This window comes from Streptococcus sp. 1343 (genome assembly GCF_013277355.1).
Lineage (GTDB): Bacteria > Bacillota > Bacilli > Lactobacillales > Streptococcaceae > Streptococcus > Streptococcus pseudopneumoniae.
The window spans coordinates 50,876-63,796 of record NZ_VMMT01000007.1; the positions used below are offsets into that span (position 1 = coordinate 50,876).

Consider the following 12,921-nt stretch of genomic DNA (forward strand, 5'->3'; position numbering starts at 1 on the left):
ATATAGACTATTTCTGATATACTAAATATACAGTAATAATGAATGATGGGAGATGGGATGAAAGAATTTCAATTTGAGAGAAAGCAGCGTTTTTCTTTGAGGAAATATGCAATAGGAGCTTGTTCAGTCTTGCTAGGAACGAGTTTATTTTTTGCTGGTATGGGTGCTCAACCTGTACAGGCTACAGAAACGAGTTCAACACTAATTTCAAGTCATTATTTGGATGAGCAGGATTTATCTGAAAAGCTGAAATCTGAGTTGCAATGGTTTGAGGAAAATAAGATTGAGGTAAAAGAGGGAAAAGAATACTACTTTATCTATCGAAAATTGGCTACAAGATTACCAGAAACAGGTCTGTTTTCTAATGATGGGATGTTTATCTTGGGGGCAGGATTATTATTGCTTTCCTTTACTTTAATCAAGAGAAAAAAGGGAGCGTCTTACTTCCTTGTGAGCGTCTTTGCTGTTGGTGGATGGGGAGTATCCATCTCTGCTATTGAAAATCTGGTAGAATTGCAACCAGCCCTTGTTAAGAGAGTAGAAGGTCAGTTTCTACCAAGTCCTGAAAGAGTCCAAGGATATGAATTTACGGGATATTATTTGGTAAGAGATAGTGCTAGCAAGGAACTTTCTGTTGATAAGGTAGAATCGCCAGCATTATCTCAAAAGGAGGACAGTTCAGAACCTCAATCTAAGAAGATTGTACCACAGACTGCATCTCATTTTAGCTCGACTGAAGACCTTGTGCAATCTCCTCAACCATCCTACGCAGTTGAGAAAATTGTTGAAGCTCCTGATGAAATTGTGCCTATAGGGCCTAAGGAAGAAGTTGCAGGAAATCCCAAAGTAGAACAACCGAAAGCAGAAGATAATAGTGATTATAAAACAAGTCCTGAGGAAGGTGTGTTAAATGCCACAGTAGAGAAACCAGAATTGCTAGTCACTGCAGAGGAGGTTGCTTTCCAAACGATAGAACAAGAAGATGCAACCTTAGCTAAAGGGCAAACTAAAGTTGTTCAAGAAGGTGTTGTTGGTGAACGCACCATCTATACGGAAGTCACTATCGTTAATGGGGAAAAATCTAGCAAAGTTATAGAAAATATAATCACAAAAGAACCGGTGAACAAGGTGATTGCAGTTGGGACTAAGGAAGAAGTTGAACCCAAATCTGAGGAAAGTAGACCAGTTCAACCTGAAAAAACTCCAATAGTAGAGAATGAAACAGAGAAAAAACCAGCTGATGGAATAGGACAACCAGGACCAGGAGCAGAAGAAACGCCGGGTACAGAAGCAACACCAGGAGAGAAACAAACACCTGACAAACCCAAAGCCGAGCCGAAGCAACCAGAACCAGCAAGCCCAGCCGTGGAATCAGGGGGCAAGGAGAATCAAACTCTTGCCCCACAAGGTACTGAGTCTAATCAACCATCTAAAGAAACTGCTGAGACCAAAGATTCTGAGCCAGAAAGCCCAGCCATGGAATCAGGGGGCGAGGAGAATCAAACTCATGCCCCACAAGGTACTGAGTCTAATCAACCATCTAAAGAAACTGCTGAGACCAAAGATTCTGAACCAGCAATCCCAGCCGTGGAATCAGGACGCGAAGAAGATCAATCTCTTGCGGAACAAAAGGGTGAGGAGAAACAGCTGGAGAATTCAGTTGAGGGGGTAAAAGATGTTGGTGAGTCTGCCCCACAAGGTACTGAGTCCCAGCCACCATCTAAAGTAGCTGCTGAGACCAAAGATTCTGAGCCAGAAAGCCCAGCCATGGAATCAGGGGGCGAGGAGAATCAAACTCATGTCCAACAAGGTACTGAGTCTAAGCTACCATCTAAAGAAACTGCTGAGACCAAAGATTCTGAACCAGCAACCCCAGCCATGGAATCAGGACGCGAAGAAGATCAATCTCCAGAGGTCAACCCAAGTCAAGGAAACGAACCAGCTCCAGCTGTTCAGCCTGAACCCTCAGCTCCCCAAGAGCAACCAACTGTCCCAAGTCCAGTAATGAAAGAAAAAGTACTGGACTATAAAACAATCTATACAGCATCGCCAGCTTTAAATTACAAAGAGCAACGAGTAGAAGTAGCAGGCGAAAATGGTAAGGAAGTGACAACTACTTCTTACAGTTTTGATGAAAGTACTAGGAAAATAGTAGAAAACACTTCAACAAAGATAGAAAAACATCCAGTAGATAGAGTTGTTAAGGTTGGAAATGTAGAAGAAACAACCTCAACAACCAAAAGAGGTGAACAGTTTGTTGCGGATGAGTCACTTGATAAAGGTGTCAAAGAAGTCAGAAATCAAGGTCAGGACGAAGAAACGACAACAATAAAAGTTTACAAAGTAAATGAACAAACAGGAGACTTGACTGAGCCAGATGTAACGACAAAAGTCGCTAAGCCAATGCAAGCGAAAATAACGGCAGTAGGAACTAAGTCTAAGGTTGAAATAAAGGATACTCCGTTTGAAACACGATATGTAGCAGATGAGACGCTAAGTTATAAGGAAAAAGTAGAAACACCAGGTGAAAAAGGGCGTACAGTATCAACTACAACATACACAGTAAATCAAGAAACAGGAGCTATCTCAGAAGAAACTACAACAGAAAACACTCCAGCTAAAGACAAAATAGTAAAAGTTGGAAATGTAGAAAAGATCGTGTCACCTATAGAAATCACCGAGTTGAGAAAAGATAACCCTGAACTTCCAAAAGGAAAAGAAGAGGTTGAAGATGCAGGTGAGCAAGGGGAAACAACCGTCACTAAAACTTATGAAGTTAATCCGGAGACAGGAGAGTTAACAAATCCAATTGAGAAAACTGAAATAACTAAAGCTATGCGACAAAAAGTAATCTTGGTTGGTACTAAAGAAGACACTCAAATTCCTCAGACCAAAGTAGAGACCAAAGCTGTTCCTTATGAAACCATTTATGAAAAGAATGAAGCGCTAGACCACGGCGTTACAAGAGTAAAAATTTCGGGTGTTGAGGGACAAGAACAAGTTACTACTACCTATACCAAAGATCAAGCAAGTGGCAATATTTCTGAGAGTAAAACTGTCAAAATAGTAGCCAACAAAGTTGATCAAGTTGTAGAAGTTGGAACTAAACCGAGTGTTGAAACCACTGTCCTATCTCATAAAATGATCTACCAGGTGAATCCTGCTTTGGAGTTCAGAAAAGAGGAAGTAGCGGTTGCAGGGCGTGATGGTTCGGTGGAAACTAGGACGACTTATCAACTAGACCAGGCAACAGGTCAGGTGACGGTATCTGACACCACTAGACAAGTAAATCCAGCAGTCGATAAAGTGATTCAAGTTGGTAATGTGGAAAAAGTAATACAACCGATTGCTGTTACTGAGGAACGAAGAGAGGATTCTTCTCTTGCTAAAAAGATGGAAAAGGTAGCCTCTGAAGGAGAAGTTGGTGAGAATACACTGACCAGAACCTACGCTATCAATGAACAAACTGGTGAATTGGTTAATCCTCGAGAAGTGAGTCAAATAACAAAACCAATGAAACCGAGAGTTGTTTTAGTTGGTAGTCAGGAGGATAAACCACACATCCTTCCAACAAATAGTGAGAGAGAAGATGCTGTGGATGTGTCTGCTCTGACCACAAGCGCGAGGTCAGTAGACTTCTTACATGACAGTAAACTAAAAGCACAGTTAGAGCCTACCTATGATCCTCGAGATATTACCCTGCGTAAAATCTTTCTCAGAAAAACACAACCAAATATTACTGACCAAGAGGTCAAAGATATGTTGCGCATAGAGTATCTTCAAAAACTGTCAATCCAAGAAAGCTTTGATCAGACGAAGAGGCAAGCTGAGTCAAGTTTCAAAAAGATTGCCTCGCATACATTAGGAATTATAGGAGATACCCCTAAAAATCGCAGCAAGGTCAAACAAGAGCTGGAGCAATACAAAGAGCAGATTTTGTTGGGACTGTCTTATATCAATCGTTTTTATAATATTCAATTTGGGGACACGAATATTCGTGATATTCTGGCCTTTAATCCAAGTTCATTTGGCAATAAGACAATGACAGCCTTGGCTAGTTTGAAAAAATTAGGATCCATGTCTTATGAAGAGATGAAATTGACCAATAGTCCTCAAACATTTACAAAATATTTATCGACTATCACCGGTAAGGCTAGCTTGAAGGAATTTTTAGACAGCAATCGCCAACTCTTTATGTCAGATGATGCGGATACCTGGCTTAAAAAATCTAGCCAAGCTATGATTGTTGAAAAACCATCTAAGGAAAATCCTTCAGCGCATGTCGGGCTGTATAGCAAGTTGACAGCTGGGGAAAAGGATCCTCGTAAACAAGAGGCTAATATGGCTGCTATTTTGGGACTTTTGAATGTGAAAGAACCAAATGTTTATGTGATTAGTAATATGGCGACGATTACTTACGGTAATATTGGTTCCTATATAGATACTTCTCTCGCCCAGTCTAATCCAACTAAGTACCAGGCTGAGCTTGCTAGAGTCAAGTCTTTAATTGAAAAGGCGGCTGTACAACAAGCCAACTATGTTGATACTCTTTATCGTATAACAAAACCAGAAAATCGTGATAAGTTGCTGACAAATCGCTTGATTATTGATACGATGAAGAAATATACAAGTAATCCGAATGCCCAGATTGATAGCACTTGGTCACCAGCTACTGGTAGTGGAGCTGATAAGGGGGTCGACCAATTTATGACTCCTATGAATTACTATTCTCCAGTAAGTAAGGTGGGAGCTGAGGCTAATGGATTAGGCGTCCGTTACTTTATAGATAGAGTTCTGGATGATAGAGGTTCAGCGACTTATTCTCATGAAATGACGCACTTACTAGATAGAACGGTCTTGTTTAATAATCACGGTCGTCGAGATGGTACAGCCGCAGAGTTTTATGCGCGTGGTATTTTTGAAAACTCCTATAATCCAGAAAAGGATACTTATTTCAATCTCAACTTTGTATATGATGAGAGTGATAAGGATGGATTTTACAATAAGACACCTGATCGATTTAAAACGGCAGAAGATTTGCAATCTTACATGAAGGGAAGTTTTGATGTCCTTTATACTCTAGATTATCTAGAAGCTGAGGCAACGAAAAATCTAACTGATGAAGAAAAAACTAAATATTTCAAGAAAATAGTTCCTATTAGTTCACCATTTAGAAGATGGATAGATTACCGTAATACAGCAGTTAAACCGACTCATAAGAGTGAGGAGATTCAAGCTCTGACCTTAGAAGATGCCAAAAACTTGACAGATATTGATAGTTTAATTGACAATCATATCCTGGTCAATCGTTATATCATTGCTGGCTTTAAGGATAAAGGTAAAATTGCACCAAATGGTTACTATACCGTTGATATGTTTGATACCATTTATGGTGTTAGTCAAAATGACTCTGGTATGAGTGGGGACATCACCTTTAGAAAACAAGCCTTTGAATTGATGGCTGCTTTGGGCTACTATGAAGGATTTGTTCCTTATGTATCAAATCAGTTTAAAGAAGAAGCTGAAGCAGAGGGAGTACCGTTATCAGATAAATATATTTTTGATAAAATTCTAGGAAAAACATATGCTGAGTTCAAAAAAGAGCAAATAAATGAGCGTGTTGAGAAATTAGGTAAGTTAACACCAATTACTATAAATTACAACGGAAAAGAAGAAGTGATTGATAGTAAAGAAAAATTACAAGAGCTTATGAATAAAGCTGTTAAAGAGGAACTTGCTCAAATAAAAGCAGGAAACACAACAGCTCAGAAATTTATGTTTATCGAAACACCCGTTCAAAAACTGAAAAAAGCGATTTATAAAGCTTATCTCAAAGATTCAGATGACTTTAGACAGTCGATTTATAATAGCTAAGACAAAAGGAACATCTCTCTGGAATGAACATTCAGAGAGGTGTTTTTTGCGCTCTTGTAAGGTTTGACCTTGTTTCTTGAAAATGACAGTTTATATGAACATGGAGTGATTTTCAGACTTTTCCACAAATTATAGAATCTTTTCTGAGGATTTAGGGAGTGATGGAGGAAGTCTTGAAAGCGCTTTTGTTTTGTGCTATAGTCAAGTCAATAGACTTGTTTAACGAGGAATGCTTGTATGAGAAGAGAAGAAGTTTTACGAAATCACTGGTTTTTTAGTCAAGAGGTGGGGAAAGAAGAGGCCTTGGCGCCGGATTTTCAGAGGGAAAATTGGCAGGCCATTCAAGTACCACATGACTGGAGTATTTACAATGATTTTGATCAGTATTCGCCAGCGCAAAATGAGGGTGGTCAGTTAAACGGGGGTCAAGCTTGGTACCGGACACAGTTTTACTTGGAAGAAGATGCCAGTCTTGTTTCGGTGCGTTTGCTCTTTGACGGGGTTTACATGAATGCCCAAGTCTATATTAACGGACAAGTGTTGGGCTATTATCCCAATGGCTACACACCCTTTTCTTATGATATCACCCCTTATCTAAGAAATGATGGGACGGCCAACCAGCTTGCGGTTTTTGTGGAAAATAAGCAACCTAGCAGTCGTTGGTACTCTGGTAGCGGTATTTATCGAGAAGTAAAATTATTGATGACAGATTCGGTGCATCTGGATTTGTATGGGATTACGATAGCAAGTCCTAAGCTAAAGGAACAAAGAGCTGGGTGGGTGGAAACCCAGCTTGAAAGCAAGGTTTCAAATAATGGGCCTCAGTCCGTGTCGGTATATTTGGAGCAGAGTATCTGGTATGATGGACAACAGGTTTCAGACTGGCAGGCGACAGACTCTCTAGTGATTGAGTCTGGAGGCAAACATCATTTCCAACAAGCCATATCAATTTTTCAACCCTTGCTTTGGGATATTGATCATCCTCACCTTTACCAATTGAAGACTCGCCTCTACAAAAATGGCATTTTGGTTGATGAAGAAGAGGAGACTTTTGGTTACCGCTATATGGATTGGCAAGCGGATAAGGGTTTCTTTCTAAATGGTCGCTGGTTGAAGATTCATGGGGTTTGTTTGCACCATGACTACGGAGCATTGGGAGCTGTGGAAAACAAGTCAGCTGCTGAGAGACGCTTGCGCCAGATGAAGGAAATGGGGGTCAATGCTATCCGAATTACCCATAATCCAGCTAGTAGTATTTTGCTGGATCTGTCTGCCAAAATGGGCTTACTTATCCAAGAAGAAGCCTTTGATACCTGGTATGGAGGCAAGAAAGAATATGACTATGGTCGCTTTTTTGAGGAAGAAGCGACTCATCCAGAAGCGAAAGCAGGCGATTTCTGGTCAGATTACGATTTGCGCACCATGATTGAGCGTGGCAAGAACAATCCAGCGATTTTTATGTGGTCCTTGGGAAATGAAGTCAGCGAAGCAAATGGAGATGCTCATTCATTGAAGACTATCAAACGCTTGCTGGGAAGGGTTAAGGAAGTGGATGATAGCCGTTTTGTGACCATGGGAATGGACGAGTTTCGCTTTGGAGATGGGTCTGGAGGCCATGAAAAGATAGCCGATTTGCTGGATGTGGTAGGCTTGAATTACTCGGAAGACAATATTGATGGGATTCGCAAAAGACATCCTAAGTGGCGACTTTATGGATCTGAAACCTCATCGGCTACAAGGACGCGTGACAGCTATTTTCGCCCAGATAAGGAATGGGTTGGGGATAATCGCCGCGTGCGGAATTTTGAACAGTCAGACTATGGCAATGATCGAGTTCCTTGGGGGAAGACAGCGACGGCTTCTTGGATAGCAGATAGAAATCGGCTAGACTATGCGGGTCAGTTTATCTGGACAGGAGTGGATTATATTGGTGAGCCCACTCCTTGGCACAATCAAAATGACATGCCTGTAAAGAGTTCCTATTTTGGGCTTGTGGATACGGCAGGGATTCCTAAAAATGACTATTATCTCTATCAAAGTCAGTGGTTGGACCTAGATCAGTATCCCATGGTTCATATCCTACCCCATTGGAATTGGGAAATCCACAAGAGTTATCAACAAGTTGTGGATAAGTATGGGGATATCCCTGTTCGAGTGTATTCAAATGCCCGTTCTGTAGAGCTATTTCTCAATGGAAAATCCCAAGGTAGGAAGACCTTTCAGGAAAAATGGACTTCAGACGGTCGAAGATACCAGGAGGGACAAGGTTCTGACCAGCTCTATCTAGAATGGCGATTGGCTTATCAACCGGGAGAATTGCGTGCTGTGGCCTATGACCGTCAAGGTCAGCTTGTGGCAGAAGATAGGGTGGTGACTGCAGGTAAGCCAGCCAAAATCGGGCTACATGCTGAGAAGACAAAACTGGAGCCAGATGGGCAAGACCTCCTCTATCTCTATTTTGATGTATTGGACAAGGATGGAAATTGGGTGCCGACTGCTTCCAATCAGCTTCATTTTGAAATTGAAGGCCCTGCTCTTATTGTAGGTGTGGATAATGGTAGGCAGGCCAGTCGTGAACGTTACCAAGCCCAGAAAAATGGTCGGTTTAAGCGGAAAGCCTTTCATGGCAGAGGTGTCCTCTTAGTTCAGAGCTTGGAGCGGGTAGGTCAAGTGAGAGTAAAGGCCAGTGCCAGAGGGCTAGAGCCGGCAAGTTTCGATCTCTTAGTGGGAGAGGATTTGGCTTGCCAGTCAGTGAAAAATCAGCGCTTATTTGAGATTCGAGTGGACAAGCAGGCAGGATTACAAGAAGGGGATTCCCCAGCTATTGGACTTTATCCACAAACTGTGGATAACCTTGTGAACAAGGTGGGGAATAGTGAAGTGATTTGGGAGACGAGTGGTAGTGCCCACGCCATTATCAAGCAGGGAGTGCTTCATTGCTTGTCTGCAGGCGACTTGGTTATCAGTGCTATTTATCAAGGAAAGACCTATCAAACTCATTTGCAGGTGGCAGAAAATACCTCACTAGGGCAGGCAGTTTTTGTACGACCACTTCGCTTGTATACAGCTAAGGGGACTTATCCACATCTTCCATCTTCAGTTTTGGTGGACTATGAGTCTGGCGGTGCAAAACGAGTCAAGGTTGTTTGGGAGGCAATCTCCGAAGAAGATATGGCAAGCTTTCATGAGTTTATGGTATCTGGTCAGCTGGAAGGGCTGGATTTAAAGGCTTCTGCTCAGATTTGTGTCCAAGGGATTTGCGCTATTGAGACTGAAAGGATTTGGACGCTTGTCAAGGAAGCCCCACACCTACCAGACCGAGTTAAGCTAGTCTTATCAGATGGCAGACGAGATACGGCCAAGGTGACTTGGGATGAACTCGATCCTCAAGTCTATGCTCAGGTAGGAGAATGTATTCTTACAGGACAAGTAGCGGGCTGTGAGTTGCCAGCAACAGTCACCATTCATGTGACAGATGCCAGTGTAGATGGGGAAGTCATTTCCAATCAGTGGACAGGATCCAACCTGCCTCTGGTATTTGCTTCCCACTCAGAGCCTAATCACCCAGTCTCTTACCTCAATGACAAGGTCATTTCTCGGAAGAAATCGACAGCCAATACTTGGATTGCCAAGTCAGAGCAAGCCAATGTCGGCATTCTTTTTGGAGATGCAGGGATTTTAAAACCGCGATTTGTGGATAATGTGACCTTGTATTATGTCGAAAATCAAGACTACGTGGCGGTGGATCCTACCCATATCGATTATTATGTAGGGAATGAGCCTAGCTTGCCTCGGACTCCAAATCATTTGGACAAGGATTCTCTGCTCAAACAAGAGGAGAATTGGCGCCCTGTATCAGCTATCCGAAAAGTGTCAAGTGACAAGGATGAGGAGCTTCGTTTTGAATTTGACAAGGTGGAAACCTATGCCCTTCGTCTTCGATTTGAAAACTTGGCAAGCCCCCTAGCCTTAACAGAATTGCAAGTGTATGCCAAAAAAGTAAAGAAAAATGTAGATAGGAAGTAGTATGGTAAGAGCAATAAAACCGCATGGCCCCTTGCCTAGTCAGGCCCAGTTAGCGTATTTAGAGGATGAACTAGCAGCCTTTATCCATTTTGGGCCTAATACCTTTTATGACCAGGAATGGGGGACAGGTCAGGAGGATCCTGAACACTTTAACCCGACACAGTTAGACGCGCGTGAGTGGGTTTGTGTACTCAAGGAAACGGGCTTCAAGAAGTTGATTTTGGTGGTCAAGCACCACGATGGCTTTGTCCTCTATCCGACAGCTCACACAGATTATTCGGTTAAGGTCAGTCCTTGGAGGAGAGGAAAGGGAGACTTGCTTCTTGAAGTATCCCAAGCTGCCACAGAGTTTGATATGGATATGGGGGTCTACCTATCACCGTGGGATGCCCATAGTCCCCTCTATCATGTGGACCGAGAAGCGGACTATAATGCCTATTATCTGGCACAGCTGAAGGAGATTTTATCAAATCCTGCCTATGGAAATGGAGGGAAATTTGCTGAGGTCTGGATGGATGGAGCCAGAGGAGAGGGCGCGCAAAAGGTCAGTTATGAATTTGAAAAATGGTTTGAAACCATTCGTGACCTGCAGGGCGACTGCTTGATTTTTTCAACAGAAGGCACCAGTATCCGCTGGATTGGCAATGAAAGAGGGTATGCAGGTGATCCCCTATGGCAAAAGGTGAATCCTGATAAGCTAGGAACAGAAGCAGAGCTGAACTATCTTCAGCACGGGGATCCCTCGGGCACGATTTTTTCAATCGGAGAGGCAGATGTTTCCATCCGTCCGGGCTGGTTTTACCATGAGGATCAGGATCCTAAGTCTCTCGAGGAGTTGGTCGAAATCTATTTTCACTCAGTAGGGCGAGGAACTCCACTCTTGCTTAATATTCCGCCGAATCAAGCTGGGCTCTTTGATGCAAAGGATATTGAACGCCTCTATGAATTTGCGGCCTATCGCAATGAGCTCTATAAAGAAGATTTGGCTTTGGGAGCTGGGGTATCTGGTCCAGCTCTTTCCGCAGACTTTGCTTGTCACCATCTGACAGATGGTCTTGAGACCAGCTCTTGGGCAAGCGACGTAGGCTTGCCAATCCAGTTAGAACTAGACCTAGGATCTCCTAAAACTTTTGATGTAATTGAGTTAAGAGAAGATTTGAAGCTAGGGCAACGAATCGCTGCTTTTCATGTGCAAGTAGAGGTGGATGGTGTCTGGCAGGAATTTGGCAGGGGCTTCACAGTTGGTCATAAGCGCCTCTTGCGAGGGCCGATAGTAGAGGCACAGAAGGTGCGCGTGATGATTACAGAGACACAGGATTTACCTGTACTGACCAAGATTTCCCTCTATAAAACTCCTAGCTTATCAAAAAAAGAAGTTGTTCAGGGATTAGCATTTGCAGAAAAAAGCCTAGCTGTGGCAAAGGGAGAGACTCTTCATTTTAGGATTGAACGTAGCGAAAGTAGTACTCCTTTGGAAGCTAAGATTTCGATTCAACCGGGGACAGGTGTCCATGGTGTCGTCTATCAGGACGAGATTCAAGTCCTTCAATTCCAAGCTGGGGAAAGCAAAAAAGATTTGACCATACCAACCCTGTATTTTGCTGCCGATAAGACCTTGGATTTCTATCTGAATCTGACTGTTGATGGACAGCTGATTGATCAAGCTCATATTTTAGTTGAAACGAGATAAAATATCTTAACAACTCATTTCTTTTCCGAATAAATAGATAGTAGCAGTGAATCTAGTAAACCTAGATTTAAAAATGTGCTATAATGAAAGGAGAAGAAATATGACATTACGTCATCCGGGCATTAGCCCAACTAATGACTTGGTTGCTAAGAAAATTTTCAGCAACCCAGAAATCACTTGTCAGTTTATTCGCGATATGCTGGACTTGCCAGCCAAAAATGTGACCATTTTGGAGGGAAGCAACATTCACGTCTTGCCTTCCCTGCCGTACTCGGCACAGGATTTCTATACCAGTATAGATGTTTTAGCTGAACTAGATAATGGCACTCAAGTAATCATTGAGATTCAAGTCCATCATCAGAATTTTTTCATCAATCGCCTGTGGGCTTATTTGTGTAGTCAGGTCAATCAAAACCTAGAAAAAATTCGCCAACGTGAAGGTGACACCCACCAGAGTTACAAACACATTGCACCAGTATACGCTATCGCAATTGTGGACAGCAATTACTTTTCAGATGACCTAGCTTTTCATAGTTTTAGTATGCGCGAGGATACGACAGGTGAGGTTTTAACCATCACCAATAATGGACAAGAAAATCATCTGGTTAAGATGGCGTTCTTGGAACTAAAAAAATACAGAGAAACCAGCAAAGACGAGGTTCGCAAGCCGTGGTTGGAGTTTTTTGGTAATAAGCCCTTTACTCAGGAACCCGAGCGAGCCATCAGCCAAGCAGATCAACTGCTGGACTACAAGAGCTGGTCCGAGGAGGACAGGGAGATGTTTAGTGAACAACGCAGACGCGAAGAACAAGCCTTGCTAGCGCAGGACTATGCCTTGGAACAAGCTGAAGAAAAAGGGTTGGAGAGAGGTCGTGCAGAGGGGATTGAACAGGGCATCGAAAAAGGTTTAGAACAAGGACTTGAACGTGGAAAACTTTTTGCCTTTCTGGATATGGTTCGCCAAGGACTTCTGACTTCCGAGGTTGCCAGCCATCAGCTGGGTATGACTGTCGCTGAGTTTGAGTCGCTATTGAAAAAACATTACAAATAAGACCTAAAAAAATACAGAGAAACCAGCAAAGATAGCATTCGCAAACCATGGTTGGAGTTTTTTGGTAATAAGCCCTTTACTCAGGAACCCGAGCGAGCCATCAGCCAAGCAGATCAACTGCTGGACTACAAGAGCTGGTCCGAGGAGGACAGGGAGATGTTTAGTGAACAACGCAGACGCGAAGAACAAGCCTTGCTAGCGCAGGACTATGCCTTGGAACAAGCTGAAGAAAAAGGGTTGGAGAGAGGTCGTGCAGAAGGTCTTGAACGTGGTCGAGCTG

4 protein-coding genes and 1 pseudogene are annotated in these 12,921 nt (G+C 42.7%); all 5 read left to right on the forward strand.

Annotated elements, in window-relative coordinates:
* Positions 1-57: 57 nt before the first annotated feature.
* The gene (locus tag HT709_RS01320; protein WP_172925436.1) at positions 58-5,874 is read left to right on the forward strand and encodes a ZmpA/ZmpB/ZmpC family metallo-endopeptidase; all 5,817 of its coding nucleotides are present in this window, start codon (positions 58-60) and stop codon (positions 5,872-5,874) included.
* A gap of 237 nt (positions 5,875-6,111) precedes the next feature.
* Complete coding sequence (locus HT709_RS01325; protein ID WP_172925437.1) at positions 6,112-9,900, forward strand: sugar-binding domain-containing protein; 3,789 nt, start codon at positions 6,112-6,114, stop codon at positions 9,898-9,900.
* Between the two features lies 1 nt (position 9,901).
* Entirely contained in the window at positions 9,902-11,590 is a 1,689-nt protein-coding gene (locus HT709_RS01330) for an alpha-L-fucosidase (RefSeq protein ID WP_000251022.1), read from the forward strand.
* 100 nt (positions 11,591-11,690) lie between these two features.
* Positions 11,691-12,641 carry an Rpn family recombination-promoting nuclease/putative transposase gene (locus tag HT709_RS01335; protein WP_172925438.1) on the forward strand — a complete coding sequence of 317 codons (951 nt, stop codon included), beginning with the start codon at positions 11,691-11,693 and terminating at the stop codon, positions 12,639-12,641.
* Positions 12,642-12,921 (forward strand): annotated as a pseudogene (locus HT709_RS11625) (hypothetical protein); the annotation flags it as partial.